This is a genomic window from Ruegeria sp. AN11, assembly GCF_056536005.1.
Genome location: NZ_JBQFJD010000001.1, coordinates 3,137,809 through 3,155,663, shown reverse-complemented (window position 1 = coordinate 3,155,663; position 17,855 = coordinate 3,137,809). Strand labels below are relative to the sequence as shown.

The window sequence follows — 17,855 nt, the reverse complement described above, 5'->3', positions numbered from 1 at the left end:
CCCTCCTATCGTGCCCACTCAGAAAAACCAGTCAGGAACAGGCCATGACCGACCAAATTGCACATCCCATGTCCCCGCAGGATTGCCTCGTGGCGATCATGGTTGCGGTCTCGGCCTCGGACGAAAACATCCGCACTGCCGAATTGGTCAAGATAGAAACCGCCGTCAACATGCTGCCGGTCTTTGCCGATTACGACATCGACCGTACCCGCCGGGTGTCACAGATCGTGTTTGACCTGTTCGAACAGGAAGACGGCCTGGACGCCCTGTTTGGCCTGATCCGGGAAAACCTGCCCGAGCGGCTGAACGAAACCGCCTACGCGCTGGCCTGCGATGTTGCAGCCGCCGATGGCACCCTTGCGGAAACCGAACTGCGCCTGCTCGAGGAAATCCGGTACGAACTGGACGTTGACCGTCTGCACGCCGCCGCAATCGAGCGGGGGGCCCGCGCCCGCCACACCGTCTGAGTTCAACTGCCGTAAAGTGACCCCCAGCGCTCGATCAGCGTGCGCTGCAGCTTTCGCGAGCGCCTGTTCCAGTTGCGCGCACCCTCGGGGCGTTCGCGCAGCGCACGTGGAATTGTGGCGCGCCGGTCCACGTCGGCGGTAAAGATGGCAAAGGCCAGATCGGTTCCGTCAACCGTTGTCAAAAACCCGCCCAGGCCGGAAACGAAATTCAGCGTTCCGGTTTTGGCGGCTACCTTGACGGGGTGATCCCGCACGGCGCGTCCTTTGCTGTCGGTCAGGGTGAAGGGCTTCAACAACGGGCGCAGCACATTTGTCTTGCGCGCCGCAACCAGCGCCTTGACCAGATCGCCGGGTGCCATGCGCGAGGCATCGCCCAGACCCGAATGATCCACCATGGCGATCCGCTCGACACCATAGGTTTCAGCCGCCCATCGGTTCATCTCGGACGCGGATTCGGCCAGAGTCTGCGGCCGCGCGCCCCGCGCCCGTGAGGCCGCCAACCCGACCATCTCGGCCGTCAGGTTGGTCGAGTATTTCAGCATTCCCCGCAGGATGCTCTCCAGCGGGTCACTCTGGTGCACCACCAGAATCGTGCCCTCAGGCGCCTGCCGTGTGACCTGAACCCGGCCCAGAACGATGCCGTTGACCCGCGCCAGCGTGCGGAACACATCGCCCGCATATAGCGCCGGCTTTCGAACGGGCAGCCACCGCGCGCCGCCATTGCCCAACGCCGCCTTGGCAACAGTCCACCGGTCCTGCCGCGCACTGGGCTGGTAGGTGTAAATCGGCAAACTGCGGGCTTCGACCTGCATCGTCGCCATGTCGACGGCCGGGTTATACCGTGCACTGCGCGCATCCATGGCCACATCATAGCCCTTGCCGTCGCGCTTCCATTCGAAATGAACCCGGTTGAAATTCAGCGATATGCCACTGATCGCCGGGCTGTAGCCCAGATGATCCGGCTGGCCCGGGTCGATGCTGTTCACGTAGGGCAGCGCGCCATCATACACTTTGAACGCGCCGCGCACCTCGGTGATCCCGGCCTCGCGCAGATTGGCCGCCATGCTGGCCAGCGCATCCGTATCCAGCAGCGGATCGCCGCCGCCCACAAGGATCAGGTCGCCCTTCAGAATACCGTTCTCGACCGGTCCGTCCGCCATCAATCTGGTTTCAAACCGATGCTTTGGCCCCAGTACATCCAGCGCATACAATGCCGTCAGCGCCTTGGCCACGCTGGCTGGCGGCAATCCGTCCTGCGCGCCATATCCTTCCAGCTGCGCCCCGGTTTCCGCATCGGCGACGGCAAAGACGACCTCACCCTGCAGTCCGGCTGCGCGGACAATCCGCTCGACACCGTTCAACTCCGGCCCGCGCATCTGCGGCCGCAGTGACACCAGCGGCGCCCCAGCCAGTCCGGTAGCAGGGATCAGCGCGGCCCCAAGCCCGCCAAGAATGAATCGACGCGAATAACGATCAACCATAGGTCAATTAAAATCCCAGAGTTTTCGCCCAAACAACCGCCTGCACAGGATTATGTGGCCATGGGGGCTATTCCGGCAACACCTGATTTGCCCATTCACCGCGCCCGCGTATTTCGGTCGAGCTGACATCGACCATCGGCACATTCACGAAACACCAAGCGGGGGCGCTGGCCCGCCCCAGCAAATGCCGCGCCTGCCCGTCAATCCTATATCTTGCGTAAGCCCGCGCTGCCGGAGACATCCGCGCCGAAATCCGGTCACCGGGCCGCGCGACCACACCCACAGGTACACTGTCCATGATCTTCCGCCAGTCTTTCCAGCGGTGAAACTGCGCCAGATTATCCGCACCCATCAGCCAGACAAACCTGACCTGCGGATAGAGCCTCTGCAACGCCGCCAGAGTATCCGCCGTCGCCCGCGTTCCCGTCTGCGCCTCGATATCCGTGACCTTAATCCTTGGGTGCCGCATGACCGCCCTTGCCGCCCGAACCCGCTGTTTCAGCGGCGCGGGGCCGCGCTCTTTCAGCGGATTGCCCGGCGAAACCAGCCACCACACCCGGTCCAGCCCGAACGCCTTCATCGCCTCAAGCGTCACATGCACATGACCGCGATGCGGCGGATCAAAGGATCCACCGAACAGCCCCACGACCTGCCCGGGCCGCGCAAAAGGGATCGAATACCGCTTCATTCTTTGCTGATGTTCAAATTCGGTCGGGCTTGTCAATCAACTGGTTGCACCGCGTCGCCCAGGCGGACCTGCCCGGATCGCACCACTTCGGCACACCAGCCGCCATGACCGCGCACGGCTGAGTAGCCACCTTTGCCCAGCGCCTCCTCCATTCGGCTGCAGGGCGCACAAATCACGGTGAACCGCAAAATGGCCTCACCCACCTGCACCTCGCGCCCCTTGAGCGCGGCCAAATTGATCCCCGACACCACCAGATTGCGCCGCAGAATGTCCGGCGAAACAGGCCCCTGTCTCAGATACGCACCAATCGCCGCCAGATGCTCCTGCTGGATCAGCGTCACCGCGCGTTTACCCGCACGGCCCCGATCGCCCTCGGGTCCGGCCTCGGATACCAGAACCTGTTTCACAGGGATCATCGCGGCCCGCCGGTCAGGACGTAACCCGATCCATTCAACGTGCCCCGGCTGCGCCCATCCAGCTATCAAACTTGCCAGTTCCGACAAAACACTCTCCCCTTCGATCATGGCCACAATACCCGTCGCGATCCGTGAACGAAATTCACGAAACCACCAGCTTGCCCCGCCCGTCCCGCTTGGATATCTAGCGTTCCAACCCAATTCCCCGACCCAGAGGACGCGACATGGCCGCCTATCAATATGTCTACCACATGCAGGGTGTCTCAAAGACCTATCCCGGTGGCAAGAAGTGCTTTGAAAACATCCACCTGAGTTTTCTGCCCGGCGTGAAAATCGGTGTCGTCGGCGTCAACGGCGCAGGTAAATCGACGCTGATGAAGATCATGGCCGGTCTCGACACCGACTTCACCGGTGAGGCCTGGGCCGCCGAAGGTGCCAAGGTCGGCTATCTGCCGCAGGAACCGCAGCTGGACGAATCCCTGACTGTCCGCGAAAACGTCATGCTGGGCGTGGCGGCGAAAAAGGCCAAGGTCGACCGCTTCAACGAGATCGCCATGGAGATCGCCGAGAACTATTCGGACGAGCTGATGGAGGAAATGACCACCCTGCAGGACGCCATCGACGCGGAAAACCTGTGGGACCTCGACAGCCAGATCGACGTCTCGATGGAGGCGCTGCGCTGCCCGCCGGACGATGCCAACATCGCCAACCTCTCGGGTGGTGAGAAACGCCGCGTGGCGCTGTGCAAGCTGCTGCTGGAAGCGCCCGACATGCTGCTCTTGGACGAACCGACCAACCACCTGGACGCCGAGACGATCGCCTGGCTGCAACAGCATCTGATCGACTACAAGGGCACCATCCTGATCGTCACCCACGACCGGTATTTCCTGGATGACATCACCGGCTGGATTCTGGAGCTCGACCGCGGCCGCGGCATTCCGTACGAGGGCAACTACTCCGCATGGCTGGAACAAAAGGCCAAACGGCTGGAGCAGGAAGCGCGCGAGGACAAGTCCAAGCAAAAGACCCTGCAGCGCGAACTGGAATGGATGCGTCAGGGCCAGAAGGCCCGTCAGGCCAAATCCAAGGCCCGGATCGACGCCTATAACGAACTGGCCGAACAGTCCGAGCGGGAAAAGCTGACCCGCGCCCAGATCGTCATCCCCAACGGCCAGCGCCTTGGCGGCAAGGTGATCGAAGTTGAGGGCCTGTCGAAACACATGGGCGACAAGCAACTGATCGAAGGGCTGGACTTTGCCCTGCCCCCCGGCGGCATCGTCGGCGTCATCGGCCCCAACGGCGCCGGTAAATCGACCCTGTTCAAGATGCTCACCGGTCAGGAACAGCCCGACAGCGGCACCATCACGCTGGGCGACACGGTCGAGCTGTCTTATGTCGACCAGTCCCGCGACGACCTGAAAGACAACGACACCGTGTGGGAGGCGATCACCGGCGGCGCCGAGATCATCCAGCTGGGCGACGCACAGGTCAATTCCCGCGCCTATTGCTCGTCCTTCAACTTCAAGGGCGGCGACCAGCAGAAGAAGGTCTCTCTGCTATCAGGGGGTGAGCGCAACCGCGTCCACATGGCCCGCCTGTTGAAAGAGGGCGGCAACGTCCTGCTGCTGGACGAACCCACCAACGACCTCGACGTCGAAACCCTACGCGCGCTGGAAGACGCGCTGGTCGATTTCGCCGGCTGCGCTGTGGTCATCTCGCACGACCGTTTCTTCCTCGACCGGATTTGCACCCATATTCTGGCCTTTGAGGGCGATGCCCATGTGGAGTGGTTCGAGGGCAACTTCGAGGATTACGAAGAGGACAAAAAGCGCCGTCTGGGACCAGACGCGCTGGAGCCCAAGCGGTTGAAGCATAAGAAGTTTGCGCGGTAGGTTTTCAAACTGAGTTAAGTGCCAAACAAAGGGTTTGGCACTTAACTTTCCACCTTTGCCTCAATTGTCTTGATTGGCCTAGGCTTTTCAACGTTCAGAATTTCGCGAAGCTCGGTAAAAGAACTGAGGATATCTCCAGTGAAGTCCACATGCTTAACGTGATATTTAGCGACCTCGCCCTTTCCAAGATCGGCTTTCGTACCAGCTAAATCCGCAACAATTTTGGCTATGAGCTCGTTTGACGTAGGTAGCGGCTGCAGATTCAGGGAAACAACCTCTTTGCCTGAACCCAAAACATCGTGCAACTGATGCACCAAAGAATTTGAACGCAGCGAGTTTTCCGATAGCAGGAACACAAAACGACTGGGTTTTTCCGCAATAGAGTCGTCCCATAAAAACAACGAGCTAGAGGGTTGGTGTACTTCAAACTCCATTAGCTTCAAAAATTCAGTAACTTTGCCAGCCACCTCCTGATCCTTGTCGTGATATGAGAACAATAAAGATTTTGATTCTTCATTGTCCAGGCGGTCCAGAAGGACAGTTCGTGTGGAATTGTGTTTAGCCAGGAGTTTTCGCACCTCCAACGCTCCGCCAGCGACTGCGACGCCGACCGCAGAACCTGCAACTACGAGTAAAAGACTGCTCACCGACAGCTGAAATGGTTGGGCCAACATCAACAGTGAAACCGATCCAATCGATAAAGCAGCTATTGCCAAGAGGGTCCGGGCGTCAATGCCATGAAGTTGTGTCTTCATATTTGCGTCCATCCTACGACACACCAAATAAGCATGGCATAAAGATCCCCCAAGGGTAGTTTAAACGATCTTCACCATCCCAGCCAATTTTTCGCACAAGGGTAGATAGTCCCCAGAGCACAATCAAGAACGAAGCTATCAGCCAGGGGGCTCCTTCCAGCTTCTCACTTAGCGCGGTATTTTTGGGATCTAGGGCCAATCTGCTCGCCATTGCTGACATACTTGTTACAAAGATCAGCATCGAAGAGATCATCAGATCGAAACCGAATGCAAAATCTTCTTTCTTAACAAACGTGTGAGCATCATTTCTTGATACAGATTTTACGAATATGGACACCGCCACAGCAATCAGTGGCACCCCAAAATTCAAAAAAAGCTTGTGACCAACAACAGTAGCAAACGAAACCAATTTTGCGCTCTCCGTACGCTGAATATCGCCTATCTGAGCACATTTCGGTGTAATTTGGTAAGCTTAGCAAACATTGGATGATGTTCCACCCCATCTCTCACTCAACAATCATCCCCAAACACCGGTACAATCTATTCCTGCGTATCAAACCACTTCCATACCCGACGTCCCAAATGATGGGGTGGAACCCCATCCTACGGCTCTCCGAACGTGCCATCGGTGACCACGCCACTCCACTCCGGATCAACCTGACCTGCGCGGATATCACGATGGATCGACGAATACGGCCAATCGGTTGGATACTCCACCAACCCATGATTGACCGGGGCTCCGCCCGTTCGCGCCTCGAAATGTCCACTGGATGTTTCGCCACCTGCGGTGGATCGGCACTCACCCCCAACAATACGCCATGTGATTGCGGTAATCCGTTTCATCCCGAATGACATGCTCCCAAAACCGGCGTTGCCAAATCCCGGCATCTTCCTTCGCAACTTTCGATTCCGTGCGTAAGATGGGGTTTCACTCCATCATTTCCCCGGATTTCACCCCGCGCGTAAACCGCGACTTGATCGCACCCCACCGCGTCGAATAATCCGCATCCCCCGGCGGCAAGGTCCAAATCGCGTGCAAATGATCCGGCAACACAACAAACGCATCGCACCAGAATGGCCGCTCCCTCTGCGTCATCGCAAAGGCCGCCCTCAGATGCGCCACCGCGCGCGTCAACAGGCCCGGCGAACGATCAGCCAAGGACACGGTGAATAAATACCTGGCTCCGGGGATACGCGCGCGTCGATAGTTGGACAAACATCCGGTTTACGGCAGCTATGACTACCAACTCGTAAAGGGCTGGACTGAAACGGTAAAGGACCGGAAGGACGGGCGGTTCCACCCATCCAGCGACTCATTGCATACGCGACCGCGCGACGCCAAAGCACCGCTCCATCGGATTACACAATTCACTTTCGAAATACCAAGGGGTCGTTCGTTGCCGAACCTAACCGGACCGGCTGCCACCCATCCGTCTGAACCCGAACAATCCCGCCAAAGCAGCGATCAGCAACAACCCAGTGGCCGGAATTGGGACGGCAGAGACATTCACTTCTGTCACGGTACCTTCCGACCCGGGCTCTTCGCACCACAATTCACAGAAGTCGGGCTCTGTAACTTCCGTCAATTCCTCATCCTGTTCGATGGGATCCTGTTCGATTGGGTCCTGCTCCTGCTCCAACTCCAGCTCTTCAAGATGCCGAATTTCTTCGAGGTGGCGATCAGAGGTTGCTGCCGACTGGATGATTCGGAACATGTCCCATTCCATATCCTCACGGGATTTTTCGCTCGAATACGTGGACAACCGGTTGGTTTCCCGTTCGATACCATCAGGCAACGGGCTTTCCCAATCAACTGTAACAGTCAATGCATCGGTAGAACCAGCCCAGCAAAGGACCGCAAATGTACAAACAAGTCTCATATCCGCCCCCACGGTTATGTGCGTTACTATAGCACCAAAAGCCTGCTTTTCAAAACATCGTAATATCTGAATAAAATCTGAGGGTTGTGGGCAACCCTGCTTCTCTACCCTATAGTTTTTCGGGTGCTCTGCGACTCGGGACACAACTGACGATTGCCCGGGCACGGTCCATGGTGGTAGGCGCTTCTGTCAATCCTGCTCAGGTTGTTGAAATCGCGGTCCCCGTATCAGGTTCGACATGCGCGGGATTCGGGCCGAACCCTTCGGCGGGAAACCGTTCAAAACGCGCTGCAGGCCCTTAAACCGTTGTACAAAGCACACAAACTCCCTTGTCACACGCCCTGCGCGGTGCCATATCCCGGTTGCTTACGTTTTTCTATTTCGACCTACTGTCTCCGTTTCCGGCGCTCAGTCTATCGATCCAGACCGACGACGCCAGGCTGCCGCAACCCCGTGGGCAGCATCAAAACAGGAGACAACGGACATGCCAGCAGGCACCGTAAAATGGTTCAACACCACCAAAGGCTACGGCTTTATCGCACCCGAAGATGGCGGCAAAGACATCTTCGTACACATCTCGGCCGTGGAACGTTCCGGCCTGACCGGTCTGGCCGACAACCAGAAAGTCACGTACGAGCTGCGCTCGGGTCGTGACGGCCGCGAAAGCGCGGACAATATCGAACTGGCCTGACCAGTTAAAAAGGGCGGAGAATCTCTCCGCCCTTTTTCTTGCCGCGCCCTTGAACTGTGGCGCGCAAAATACATCACAATCCCTTTATCAGTGCGCAGCGATTGACCGGATGGTGTATCCTTCCGAGACTGAATTCATGTTTTTCATGAAGGATAGGTGAGCCCACCATGTTCACGCGCCGTGTATTTCTTGCATCGACAGCAGCAGCCAGCCTCACACCGGGAATGAGCCTGGCCAAGAAGAAAGCCGTCGAATACGACCCCACGCCGCAGGTGGTCCGGATCAAGAAACAGTTTCAGCCTGGTCAGTTGCTGGTCGTGCCACGCTCGTTCTATCTGTATTTCGTGACCGAGCCGCGCAAGGCGATCCGCTATGGCTGCGGGGTCGGCAAAGCCGGATTGGAATTCACCGGCACCGCGACAATCGACGTGAAGAAGGAATGGCCGACGTGGCGGCCAACGGACGAAATGATCGAGCGGGAACCGGTGACTTACGCCAAGTTCAAGGACAACGATTATGTCCAGCCCGGCGGAGGAGACAATCCACTGGGGGCCCGGGCGCTCTATCTGTTCCAAAACGGCGTCGACACCTATTTCCGCATTCACGGTACAACACAGCCGCAGACCATTGGACGGGCGGTGTCAAACGGCTGCATCCGAATGCTGAACGAGCATGTGATCGACCTTTACCAGCGCGTACCATTGGGCACGGTGGTCAGTGTGGTTTAATCCGATCAGGGCGCTGACCAATCCACATCCGCAGCCTGCTCGATCCTTAACCGCCCTTCTGGCCACGGGCGTGCAAGGCTTTGCGCTTCAGCCTCGGTTCCGGTCAGCCATCCCGGCACATCGGACAGGTTCAGCAAAACCCCCATGCGATGATGGATCGGCCGGACGTCGGCGTTCGGTTCGCAGGTCACTGCGGCAACCTGATTGACGCATAGTCCGCCGGGGGCCTGCCAGGTGTCCGTAATCGCCGCAAATATCAGCGGCGCGCCGTCAACCGAGGAAATGCGCCACGCTGTCTTGCGCCGTTTCTCTCCGGTCCATTCGTACCAGCCGTCGACAGGAATCACAGCCCTGCCCACACCCTGAAACGCCGTCTTATCAAACACCGTTTCGGATCTTGCGTTGATGATCGTCTCCATCACCGGGCGGCCCCGCGCGTTGACCCGCCCCACCGGGATCATGCCCCAGCGCATCGGCGCCAGCCCCGCGCTTGTCAGGGTCATCACCTCCTGCCCCGGCTGAATGTTATGACGCGGCGGCTGAGCGGCCACCTCAGCGGGCACACCCAGAAACCGGGCAATCTCGGAAATGGGCCGCGTCAGAAAAAACCGCCCCGGCATGATGCGCTCCTATCGGTTTGCGTTCCCGACCAGCTTGAGAACATCTGGCCCAAGCGCCTCGATAATCAGGGCCACGCCCTGTGCATTGGGATGAATGCCGTCAGCCTGCATGAACCCAAGCGCGGCAGTCGGATCGCCACCGGCATCAAGGCCGGCGAAAAAGCTTTCTGCATAAAGCGCTCCGTGTTTCTGCGCCAATTCAGGATAGATGGCGTCAAAGGCCTGTTTGTAGTCAGGGCCAAAGTTTCCCGGCGCTTCCATCCCGATCAGCAAGACCTCGACATCGGCCGCTTTGGCTGTCTGCAGGATGGTATCGAGGTTCTCACGCGACACCGCAGGATCAACACCGCGCAACAGATCATTGGCCCCGAGGGCAACGATTACGCCATCGACTTCCGGTGTCAGCGTCCATTCGATACGCGCCGCGCCACCGGCTGTTGTGTCCCCCGACACACCTGCGTTGATCAGCGTCACCTCGGCGCCGCGATCTTCAAGCCAGCGGCCGAGCTGAGGGACAAATCCCTCCTGCTCGGGCAAGCCATAGCCATGCGTCAGAGAATCCCCTACCGCCGCGATGACCACCGGTTCGGCTGTGGCCGCAAAGCCGCAAAAGACAAACAGGCCCGACATCAAGGTCTTGCGCAAGGTCCCAACCGCTCCATATCCCAAATGACCGCTCCTTTTCGGAAAGACTGATGACGTCACCAGTTCTTACGCTCCAAGATGCCTCATTGTCGCTGGATGGCAATGCCGGTCGGGTGAATATCCTGCATGGTATCAACCTGACTGTGCGGCAGGGTGAAACGATAGGCCTGGTCGGACCGTCCGGGTCAGGCAAATCCTCACTTCTGATGCTGATGGGTGGGCTTGAACAGGCGACCCGTGGGACCGTCTCGGCGCTTGGGCGCGATCTGACAGGGCTGGACGAAGATACTTTGGCGCGTTTCAGGCGCGACTACATGGGTGTTGTGTTTCAGAACTTTCACCTGATCCCGACAATGACCGCGCTTGAAAACGTCGCCACGCCACTGGAACTGGCTGGTCACAAGGATGCGTTCACCCGCGCCGAGGCCGAGCTTGAAGCCGTTGGACTGTCGCACCGGCGCAATCACTACCCGGCGCAGTTGTCGGGCGGGGAACAGCAGCGCGTTGCCCTTGCCCGCGCATCGGCCCCCCGGCCTCAGATCCTGCTGGCGGATGAACCGACCGGCAATCTGGACGAAAGCAATGGCGCCGCCATTGTCGAGCTGTTGTTTGGGTTGCGGGACAAACACGGTTCCACCCTTGTTCTGGTAACGCACAGCCACGCACTGGCCCGGAAATGCGACCGAGTCGTGCGCTTGCGGGATGGCCGCATTGCCGGGGATGCCCAACAGGAGGCCGCTGAATGAGCCTGCGGCTGGCCGGACGGTTGGCGCGCCGTGAACTGCGCGGCGGATTGCAGGGATTTCGCGTGTTTCTGGCCTGCCTTGCGCTGGGTGTCGCCGCGATCGGCGCAGTGGGTTCAGTCCGGCATGCGATTCAGGCTGGCTTGGCCCAAGAGGGCGCCGCCCTTTTGGGTGGGGACGCGCAGCTGGAATTCACCTACCGCTATGCCAGCGACGAAGAACGCAGCTGGATGAACGCGTCAGCCCGGCAGGTATCCGAAATCGTCGACTTCCGGTCCATGGCTGTCACGCAACACGATGACGGTCCGGATCGCGCATTGACACAGGTGAAGGCGGTCGATGACGCCTACCCATTGCTTGGCTCTGTCACGCTGGAGCCCGCGATGCCCCTGCCAGTTGCGTTGAACGGTCAGGACGATCTGCCCGGAGCGGTGATGGACCCCGCCCTGATGGATCGGCTGAACCTGGAGGCAGGGGACACCGTCACGCTCGGGACGCAGGAGTTTGTCGTAATGGCCGCGCTGATGTTCGAGCCGGACGGGGCCGCTGACGGATTCGGATTGGGGCCGCGTACCTTGGTGCGCACCAAGGACCTGGACAAATCGGGTTTGCTGGAACCCGGCACGCTGTTTTCCACAAAATACCGACTGGACCTGCCGCCCGGCACAGATCTTGCCACCCTGTCGACCGAAGCAAAAGAAGCCTTTGCCGGCACTGGCATGCGCTGGACAGATGCTCGCAACGGTGCCCCTGGCATCGCTGAATTCGTCGCAAGGCTCAGCGCCTTTCTGGTGCTTGTAGGTCTGTCAGGTCTGGCCGTGGGCGGCATCGGCATCTCGGCAGCGGTACGGGCGCACCTGTCGCAAAAGACGGAAACGGTTGCCACATTGCGCACTCTTGGCGCCGACCGTGCCACGATTTTTCAGACATACATGATCCAGATCGGCATTTTGTCTGTCATCGGCATCGCGCTGGGCCTAGCCCTGGGCGGCTCGGCCCCCCTGATGCTGTCACCGCTGATCGAAAACCGGTTGCCGGTTCCCGCTGTATTCTCGATCTATCCCCAGCCATTGGCCGAGGCTGCCCTCTACGGCGTTCTGACGGCGTTCCTGTTCACCCTCTGGCCGCTGGCCCGAACCGAAGAGGTCCGCGCCGCAACCTTGTTTCGCGATGCCCTGACATCGGCGCGGTTTTTTCCCCGTCCTGCTTACGTGATCGCCACCGCCTTGGGCCTTGCCTTCCTGATCTCAGCCGCCGCATGGTTCAGCGGTTCCGCCCGCCTGACCCTGTGGACCAGCAGCGGTTTGGCCGGAGCGATGGCTTTGCTGGCCGCAACCGCGTGGATCATAAGACGGGTTGCCCGAGCCGGCGCCTCGGCGACACGCGGGCGGCCCGCCTTGCGCTGGGCCCTGTCGGCCATCTCTGACCCGCGCGAAGGTGCTGGTCCCGTCGTGCTGTCGCTTGGGCTGGGCCTGTCGGTGCTGGCGGCCGTCGGGCAGATTGACGGAACATTGCGCAACGCAATCTCGGGCAATCTGCCGGACGTGGCGCCGTCATACTTCTTTGTCGACATCCAGAAAGACCAGATGCCCGGGTTCATTGAACGGCTGGAAACCGACCCGGCGGTCAGCCGCATCGAAAGTGCGCCAATGCTGCGCGGAGTCATAACCGGGATCAACGGACAGCCTGCACGCGAGGTGGCTGGCGATCACTGGGTTCTGGACGGAGACCGGGGGATCACCTATTCCGAACGTCCCCCCAAGAACGCGCGTATCACCATAGGGGAATGGTGGTCAGATGACTATTCCGGCGCGCCGCAGGTCAGTTTTGCCGCGGAAGAAGCTGCTGAGATGGGTCTCAAGCTGGGCGATGAGTTGACGGTTAACATTCTCGGCCGGGATATCACGGCCCGGCTGACCTCTCTGCGTGAAGTTGACTTCTCAACCGCCGGAATGGGGTTTGTCATGTCCATGAACCCCGGCGCGCTGGCCGGGGCACCGCACAGTTTCATCGCAACGGTCTATGCCGAAGAACAGGCCGAGGCCGCCATACTACGCGATCTGGCAGGGCAATTTCCCAACATCACCGCGATCCGTGTGCGGGACGCGATCGACCGGGTTTCCGGCCTGCTTGCCGGGCTGGCATCCGCCACGTCTTACGGGGCCGGGGTGTCACTGCTGACCGGGTTTCTCGTGCTGATCGGCGCAGCCGCCGCCGGAGAGCCCGCGCGCCGCTACGAGGCTGCGATCCTGAAAACGCTCGGGGCTGGCCGCCGCCGCATTCTTCTCAGCTTTGCATTGCGCGCCGTACTTCTTGGCACGGCAGCCGGAGGCGTGGCCCTGTTGGCCGGCATCACCGGCGGTTGGGCCGTGGCAACGTTCATTTTTGACACCGGCTTCACGATCATCTGGCCATCCGCCCTTGCCATCGTTCTGGCCGGAATCGCGGTGACCACAGGAGCCGGCCTGGTCTTTGCCCTGCGCCCTCTGGCTGTCAGGCCGGCGCGCATCCTGCGCGCCGCCGGTTAGGTCTCAGCGAACACAGGCCACCGGCTGCAAAATCTGCAACAAGCGATCATTATCACAGACCAGCGCGTCCAGTGTGATTTCATCCAGCGACGCATAAAACACTTCGGCTGCATCGCGCAGGGCCAACCGCAATCGACAGGCATCGGTCAGCGGGCACGTGTTGTCCGCATCGGCAAAGCACTCCGTAATCGGCAGGTTGCCTTCCACATGGCGAAACACCGACCCGATCCGGATCTGTTCCGCCGGACGGCCCAGCATCATGCCGCCGTTGCGCCCGCGTTGCGTGTTCAGATAATTCAGCTGGCTGAGCTGGTTGATCACCTGCGCCAGATGGTTTTCTGAGATGTTGCACACTTCGGCAATCTCGGCCTTTGTCACCAGCCGATCCTGATGCGCCGCGCAATACATCAGCAGGCGCACTGCAATATTCGTCCGTTTGGTAATCCGCATCACAGGCCTCCCAAATATCAAGATGCAGTCTTATTGCATGTTCCGCAAAAAAGCGGTTTGACATACATCAATCAAGATCCAGGACGGCACAGCGCATGAAAGACCCGTATTTCTTCGGTTATGGCAGCCTGGTCAATCTGGCCACCCATGACTTTCCCGATCCGCATCCGGCCCGGCTGAAGGGCTGGCGGCGCGCATGGCGACATACCGACCTGCGCGAAGTGGCGTTTCTCACCGCGGTACTTGACCCCGATGCCGAAATCGAAGGCATGATCGCGCATGTTCCAAAGAACGACTGGGCAGCGCTGGATCAGCGCGAATGGGCCTACGATCGCGTGACTGCGACGCAATCAGTGACCCACCCCCTGGCGCATGAGGTTGAAATCGCCGTCTATGCCGTTCCGCGGGATCGGCACAATGCGCCAAGCAACAAACATCCGCTGCTGCTCAGCTATATCGACGTGGTGGTACAGGGTTATCTGCGCGCTTTCGGTCTGGACGGAGCAGATCGTTTCTTCGCCACCACGGACGGGTGGGACGCCCCGATCCTGAATGACCGCTCCGAACCCCGCTATCCGCGCCATCAACAGCTCCGCCCCGACGAAACAGACTTCGTCGACGACCGCCTGCGCAGTATCTCGGCAAACATCGTTCAAAACGCATAAAAAAGGGGCCGGATTCAACCAGCCCTCTTCATCTTTTTCAAAATACTCTCGCCGAAGGCACGCGCCGCAAGGCGCGTTTCATCACCCCCGCGCGCGGATCACCTGCAACAGGGGCAACAGGGCCGCCATCTCGGGCCCGCGTTCCATCCCCGTCAGCGCCTTGCGCAACGGCATGAACAGACCTTTGCCCTTGCGGCCGGTCGCTTCTTTCACGGCGCTGGTCCATTTACCCCAGGTTTCGCCGTCAAACGGGCCCTCCGGCAGCAGCGCCATCGCCTCAACGATGAACGCGCAATCCTCATCGGCGATCAGTGGTTCCGCGCCTACGCGGCACAGCTCCCACCAGGCTTTCAAATCGCCCAGCGTGGTGATGTTCTCGCGCGCCATGGCCCAGAACGGCTCGGCCAGATCTGCCGGAACACCGGCATCGGCAACAGCATCAGCCACATCGGCAAGCGGCAGTGATTGCAAATACTTCGCGGTCAGCGGGAACAGGTCCTGCACGTCAAACTTGGTGGGCGCGGCACCAAAGCGGCTTACGTCGAACCCGTCAATCAATTCGGCCATATCTGCGCGCAGTTCGACCGGGTCGGACGATCCCAGACGTGCCATCAGGCTCAGCAAGGCCATCGGCTGCACGCCCTGTTCACGCAGATCCCGCAGCGCCAACGTGCCCAGACGTTTTGACAGCGCCTCGCCCTGCGGACCGGTCAGCAAAGAATGGTGGGCAAAGCGCGGGCAGGTGCCGCCCAGTGCCCTGATGATCTGAATCTGGGTCGCCGTGTTGGTTACATGGTCCGAGCCGCGGACCACGTCGGTCACGCCCATCTCAGTGTCATCCACAACGGAAGCGATCGTATAAAGAACCTGACCGTCACCACGGATCAGCACCGGATCGGAAACCGAGGCTGCATCGATCGAGATGTCGCCCAGAATACCGTCGGTCCACTCGATCCGCTCGTGATCCAGCTTGAAGCGCCAGACCCCGTTGCCACGTTCGGCGCGCAACGCGTCTTTCTCGGCGTCGCTGAGGTTCAGCGCGGCGCGGTCATAGACCGGCGGTTTGCCCATGTTCAGTTGCTTCTTACGCTTCAGGTCCAGTTCGGTCGGCGTCTCGAACGCCTCGTAGAACCGCCCCATCCCGCGCAGCTTGTCAGCGGCCTCGGCATAACGGTCCAGACGCTCGGATTGACGTTCGACCCGATCCCAGTGCAGGCCCAGCCATTCAAGGTCCTGCTTGATGGCATCGACATATTCTTCCTTCGACCGCTCAGGATCGGTGTCGTCAATGCGCAGGATGAACGTACCCCCGTTTTTGCGGGCAATCAGATAGTTCATCAGAGCAGTGCGCAGGTTGCCCACGTGGATGTAACCGGTGGGCGACGGGGCGAAGCGGGTGGTGGTCATGGATATCTCCTGTTGGCGCGGCTCTTGTCACATGAGGGGCGTTTTGTCCAGCAAGCGAATGAGGATCCGGACAGGATTGAGCGTGCCAGTAATACTCAGGTCGGCTCGACTTGCCAATGCCGGCCCAGATCTTGAAGCCCCGCGACGATCAGCTCAGACAGAACCGAAGGATCGATATCCGCCAGCTTGTTCACGTAAAGACAGGATTTCCCAAGTTTGTGTTTTCCCAGCCGGGACAGGATGTCACCGAAATCAGCATAACCGGGCATGATGTAGATGGAATGCGCCGCCTTGCGCGGGGAAAACCCGGTTGCCAGAAAGTCTCCCTCGCGCCCGGATTTGTAGCGATAGTGATAGCGGCCATACCCGATGATCGAAGGTCCCCACATCACCGGTTCAAATCCGGTGGCTTCGCGAAACAGCGCATCCAGCACCCGCGCCTCGTCTGCCTTTCGCGGTGGCAGGACGGATGACAAAAACCCGTCGACGGCCTGCCCTGTCGGCTGTGTTTTGTTTTCGGATCGGGACATGAGCAAAAATTAACACGTAATGTTCATCCATGCAGCCCATGTCAGGCGGGTAAGATATGGCAAACGACCCATAGCGGGCTAGTTCCCAACCTGGTGTCCTGACAGGGAGAAACATAGTGACCATCAATTTGACGAGAAGAGCAGCGCTCGGCGCTGCTGCAGCAATGCCATTTGCGTCGGCTGCAGCTCCGGTTCTGGCCAATGATGCTGAAACCGGCGCAAACCCGACAACCGCCAGATCGTTCGCGCTTGGTGATTTCACTGTTACAACATTGCTGGATGGCAGTCTGCCGCGCGACGGCGCCAAGGAAATTTTCGGCGGCGGTGCATCGGACGAGGAATTCGCGAGGGTTTCCGCCGAGAACTTTATTCCAGACGACATGGCCCAGTTCTTCTTCACGCCAACGCTGGTCAATACCGGGTCCGAAATGGTGCTGTTCGACACAGGCCTCGGAAAAGGTGGTATTCAGGCGGCACTGGCCGATGCCGGTGTGACACCCGATCAGATCGACGTGGTGGTCATCACCCACATGCACCCCGATCACATCGGCGGTATGACAACCAATGACGCACCGACCTTTCCGAATGCACGCTATGTGACTGCTTCGAACGAATACGATTTCTGGGCCGCGCAGGAGGCAGGAAACCGGGTCGGCGGTCTGGTTGCGGCCAAGGTGACGCCACTGGCGGACAAGATGACCTTTGTCGAAGACGGCGGCGATGTTGCGTCCGGCATCACGGCCATGTCTGCCTTTGGCCACACGCCCGGCCATACGGTCTATCATCTGGAAAGCAACGGCCGGCGTCTGATCCTGACTGCGGATCTGGCAAACCACTATGTTTGGTCGTTCGCCCATCCGGAATGGGAAGTCCGGTTCGACATGGACAAGGCGGCAGCCACCGCGGCACGGCGCAATGTGCTTGGGCTTCTGGCCGCCGACAAGGTGCCGATGATCGGTTATCACATGCCATTTCCCGCAGCGGGATATGTCGAAACCCGGGGTGAAGGGTTCCGGTTTGTCCCCGTCAGTTATCAGATGATGGGCTGACCCCAAAGACACAGGATTTCATAGCGGACCCGGCCCGCCCTTGAACTAGGGCGGGTTTGGTGCGCGTGGATTTTCACCCGTCGCAACCTGCGGCGGCCTTGCCAGCAAAAGTTCAGATCGCGCAAAAGCCGCAAGACCGGAGGCCTGTTCGACTGGACCATCGCAGGCCAACGAGCCACAGCGCTACACCTCATCGAGCGTCACTAGTTCTGTCTGTGCG

General features: G+C 59.6%; 21 protein-coding genes. 8 read left to right on the top strand and 13 right to left on the bottom strand.

Translation table 11 applies throughout. From position 1 onward, the window contains the following. Positions 1-44: 44 nt before the first annotated feature. Positions 45-467 carry a tellurite resistance TerB family protein gene (locus ACR3EQ_RS15590; protein ID WP_170614169.1) on the top strand — a complete coding sequence of 141 codons (423 nt, stop codon included), beginning with the start codon at positions 45-47 and terminating at the stop codon, positions 465-467. A 2-nt stretch (positions 468-469) separates the two neighbouring features. On the opposite strand, the gene dacB is transcribed toward ACR3EQ_RS15590, so the two are convergent. The 3 genes from dacB to ACR3EQ_RS15575 form a co-directional block, all read right to left on the bottom strand. Next, on the bottom strand, positions 470-1,948 hold the full coding sequence (dacB, locus tag ACR3EQ_RS15585; protein ID WP_480491166.1) for a D-alanyl-D-alanine carboxypeptidase/D-alanyl-D-alanine endopeptidase: 1,479 nt from the start codon (positions 1,946-1,948) through the stop codon (positions 470-472). A 67-nt stretch (positions 1,949-2,015) separates the two neighbouring features. Next, entirely contained in the window at positions 2,016-2,636 is a 621-nt protein-coding gene (locus ACR3EQ_RS15580; RefSeq protein WP_480491165.1) for a nicotinate-nucleotide adenylyltransferase, read from the bottom strand. A gap of 32 nt (positions 2,637-2,668) precedes the next feature. Continuing rightward, positions 2,669-3,139, bottom strand: coding sequence for an MOSC domain-containing protein (locus ACR3EQ_RS15575; RefSeq protein ID WP_480491163.1), 471 nt, complete (start codon positions 3,137-3,139; stop codon positions 2,669-2,671). A gap of 137 nt (positions 3,140-3,276) precedes the next feature. Here ACR3EQ_RS15575 and ettA point away from each other — a divergent pair, with 137 nt between their 5' ends. Beyond that, a complete protein-coding gene (gene ettA, locus ACR3EQ_RS15570; protein ID WP_480491161.1) occupies positions 3,277-4,944 on the top strand; it encodes an energy-dependent translational throttle protein EttA in 1,668 nt (555 codons plus the stop codon). Positions 4,945-4,985: 41 nt separating this feature from the next. On the opposite strand, the gene ACR3EQ_RS15565 is transcribed toward ettA, so the two are convergent. From ACR3EQ_RS15565 to ACR3EQ_RS15545, 5 genes are all read right to left on the bottom strand, one after another. Further along, positions 4,986-5,699 (bottom strand): hypothetical protein, encoded by a 714-nt coding sequence (locus ACR3EQ_RS15565; protein ID WP_170619296.1) that lies wholly within the window; start codon positions 5,697-5,699, stop codon positions 4,986-4,988. Between the two features lie 13 nt (positions 5,700-5,712). Continuing rightward, positions 5,713-6,108 (bottom strand): hypothetical protein, encoded by a 396-nt coding sequence (locus ACR3EQ_RS15560; RefSeq protein WP_170619297.1) that lies wholly within the window; start codon positions 6,106-6,108, stop codon positions 5,713-5,715. 194 nt (positions 6,109-6,302) lie between these two features. Beyond that, positions 6,303-6,542, bottom strand: coding sequence for a hypothetical protein (locus tag ACR3EQ_RS15555; protein WP_480440799.1), 240 nt, complete (start codon positions 6,540-6,542; stop codon positions 6,303-6,305). Between the two features lie 85 nt (positions 6,543-6,627). Further along, the gene (locus ACR3EQ_RS15550; RefSeq protein WP_480440797.1) at positions 6,628-6,864 is read right to left on the bottom strand and encodes a transposase; all 237 of its coding nucleotides are present in this window, start codon (positions 6,862-6,864) and stop codon (positions 6,628-6,630) included. A gap of 241 nt (positions 6,865-7,105) precedes the next feature. Continuing rightward, complete coding sequence (locus tag ACR3EQ_RS15545) at positions 7,106-7,579, bottom strand: hypothetical protein (RefSeq protein WP_170614164.1); 474 nt, start codon at positions 7,577-7,579, stop codon at positions 7,106-7,108. A 484-nt stretch (positions 7,580-8,063) separates the two neighbouring features. On the opposite strand from ACR3EQ_RS15545, the gene ACR3EQ_RS15540 reads away from it, so the two are divergent. Together ACR3EQ_RS15540 and ACR3EQ_RS15535 are read left to right on the top strand one after the other, a co-directional pair. After that, positions 8,064-8,270 (top strand): cold-shock protein, encoded by a 207-nt coding sequence (locus tag ACR3EQ_RS15540; RefSeq protein ID WP_170378838.1) that lies wholly within the window; start codon positions 8,064-8,066, stop codon positions 8,268-8,270. 167 nt (positions 8,271-8,437) lie between these two features. Next, the gene (locus ACR3EQ_RS15535) at positions 8,438-8,998 is read left to right on the top strand and encodes a L,D-transpeptidase (protein WP_170679301.1); all 561 of its coding nucleotides are present in this window, start codon (positions 8,438-8,440) and stop codon (positions 8,996-8,998) included. A 5-nt stretch (positions 8,999-9,003) separates the two neighbouring features. Here the strand turns inward: ACR3EQ_RS15535 and ACR3EQ_RS15530 are convergent, their stop codons facing one another. Continuing rightward, positions 9,004-9,618 (bottom strand): SOS response-associated peptidase, encoded by a 615-nt coding sequence (locus ACR3EQ_RS15530; RefSeq protein ID WP_170614162.1) that lies wholly within the window; start codon positions 9,616-9,618, stop codon positions 9,004-9,006. A gap of 9 nt (positions 9,619-9,627) precedes the next feature. Further along, on the bottom strand, positions 9,628-10,248 hold the full coding sequence (locus ACR3EQ_RS15525) for an arylesterase (RefSeq protein ID WP_170614445.1): 621 nt from the start codon (positions 10,246-10,248) through the stop codon (positions 9,628-9,630). 65 nt (positions 10,249-10,313) lie between these two features. On the opposite strand from ACR3EQ_RS15525, the gene ACR3EQ_RS15520 reads away from it, so the two are divergent. After that, positions 10,314-11,009, top strand: coding sequence for an ABC transporter ATP-binding protein (locus ACR3EQ_RS15520; protein WP_480491158.1), 696 nt, complete (start codon positions 10,314-10,316; stop codon positions 11,007-11,009). After that, positions 11,006-13,534, top strand: a complete 2,529-nt coding sequence (locus ACR3EQ_RS15515; protein ID WP_480491156.1) for an ABC transporter permease — start codon at positions 11,006-11,008, stop codon at positions 13,532-13,534. The genes ACR3EQ_RS15520 and ACR3EQ_RS15515 overlap by 4 nt, the downstream gene beginning before the upstream one ends. Before the next feature lie 3 nt (positions 13,535-13,537). Here the strand turns inward: ACR3EQ_RS15515 and ACR3EQ_RS15510 are convergent, their stop codons facing one another. After that, entirely contained in the window at positions 13,538-13,984 is a 447-nt protein-coding gene (locus ACR3EQ_RS15510; RefSeq protein WP_480491154.1) for an RrF2 family transcriptional regulator, read from the bottom strand. 95 nt (positions 13,985-14,079) lie between these two features. Here ACR3EQ_RS15510 and ACR3EQ_RS15505 point away from each other — a divergent pair, with 95 nt between their 5' ends. Further along, entirely contained in the window at positions 14,080-14,649 is a 570-nt protein-coding gene (locus ACR3EQ_RS15505; RefSeq protein ID WP_480491152.1) for a gamma-glutamylcyclotransferase family protein, read from the top strand. An 81-nt stretch (positions 14,650-14,730) separates the two neighbouring features. Here ACR3EQ_RS15505 and gltX read toward each other — a convergent pair whose 3' ends face one another. Next, positions 14,731-16,056: a glutamate--tRNA ligase gene (gltX, locus tag ACR3EQ_RS15500; RefSeq protein WP_480491150.1), complete on the bottom strand. Its 1,326-nt coding sequence runs from the start codon at positions 16,054-16,056 to the stop codon at positions 14,731-14,733. A 95-nt stretch (positions 16,057-16,151) separates the two neighbouring features. Next, the gene (locus ACR3EQ_RS15495) at positions 16,152-16,586 is read right to left on the bottom strand and encodes a DUF1801 domain-containing protein (protein WP_480491148.1); all 435 of its coding nucleotides are present in this window, start codon (positions 16,584-16,586) and stop codon (positions 16,152-16,154) included. 116 nt (positions 16,587-16,702) lie between these two features. Between ACR3EQ_RS15495 and ACR3EQ_RS15490 the strand changes: the two genes are divergently transcribed. Then, positions 16,703-17,635 (top strand): MBL fold metallo-hydrolase, encoded by a 933-nt coding sequence (locus tag ACR3EQ_RS15490; RefSeq protein WP_480491146.1) that lies wholly within the window; start codon positions 16,703-16,705, stop codon positions 17,633-17,635. Positions 17,636-17,855: the final 220 nt, after the last annotated feature.

Bases quoted from the DNA above. Each gene is read 5' to 3' on its own strand.
- ACR3EQ_RS15590 (WP_170614169.1), top strand. From the start codon at position 45: ATGACCGACCAAATTGCACATCCCATGTCCCCGCAGGATTGCCTCGTG.
- dacB (WP_480491166.1), bottom strand. From the start codon at position 1,948: ATGGTTGATCGTTATTCGCGTCGATTCATTCTTGGCGGGCTTGGGGCC.
- ACR3EQ_RS15580 (WP_480491165.1), bottom strand. From the start codon at position 2,636: ATGAAGCGGTATTCGATCCCTTTTGCGCGGCCCGGGCAGGTCGTGGGG.
- ettA (WP_480491161.1), top strand. From the start codon at position 3,277: ATGGCCGCCTATCAATATGTCTACCACATGCAGGGTGTCTCAAAGACC.
- ACR3EQ_RS15565 (WP_170619296.1), bottom strand. From the start codon at position 5,699: ATGAAGACACAACTTCATGGCATTGACGCCCGGACCCTCTTGGCAATA.
- ACR3EQ_RS15555 (WP_480440799.1), bottom strand. From the start codon at position 6,542: ATGAAACGGATTACCGCAATCACATGGCGTATTGTTGGGGGTGAGTGC.
- ACR3EQ_RS15545 (WP_170614164.1), bottom strand. From the start codon at position 7,579: ATGAGACTTGTTTGTACATTTGCGGTCCTTTGCTGGGCTGGTTCTACC.
- ACR3EQ_RS15540 (WP_170378838.1), top strand. From the start codon at position 8,064: ATGCCAGCAGGCACCGTAAAATGGTTCAACACCACCAAAGGCTACGGC.
- ACR3EQ_RS15535 (WP_170679301.1), top strand. From the start codon at position 8,438: ATGTTCACGCGCCGTGTATTTCTTGCATCGACAGCAGCAGCCAGCCTC.
- ACR3EQ_RS15530 (WP_170614162.1), bottom strand. From the start codon at position 9,618: ATGCCGGGGCGGTTTTTTCTGACGCGGCCCATTTCCGAGATTGCCCGG.
- ACR3EQ_RS15525 (WP_170614445.1), bottom strand. From the start codon at position 10,248: ATGTCGGGCCTGTTTGTCTTTTGCGGCTTTGCGGCCACAGCCGAACCG.
- ACR3EQ_RS15520 (WP_480491158.1), top strand. From the start codon at position 10,314: ATGACGTCACCAGTTCTTACGCTCCAAGATGCCTCATTGTCGCTGGAT.
- ACR3EQ_RS15515 (WP_480491156.1), top strand. From the start codon at position 11,006: ATGAGCCTGCGGCTGGCCGGACGGTTGGCGCGCCGTGAACTGCGCGGC.
- ACR3EQ_RS15510 (WP_480491154.1), bottom strand. From the start codon at position 13,984: ATGCGGATTACCAAACGGACGAATATTGCAGTGCGCCTGCTGATGTAT.
- ACR3EQ_RS15505 (WP_480491152.1), top strand. From the start codon at position 14,080: ATGAAAGACCCGTATTTCTTCGGTTATGGCAGCCTGGTCAATCTGGCC.
- gltX (WP_480491150.1), bottom strand. From the start codon at position 16,056: ATGACCACCACCCGCTTCGCCCCGTCGCCCACCGGTTACATCCACGTG.
- ACR3EQ_RS15495 (WP_480491148.1), bottom strand. From the start codon at position 16,586: ATGTCCCGATCCGAAAACAAAACACAGCCGACAGGGCAGGCCGTCGAC.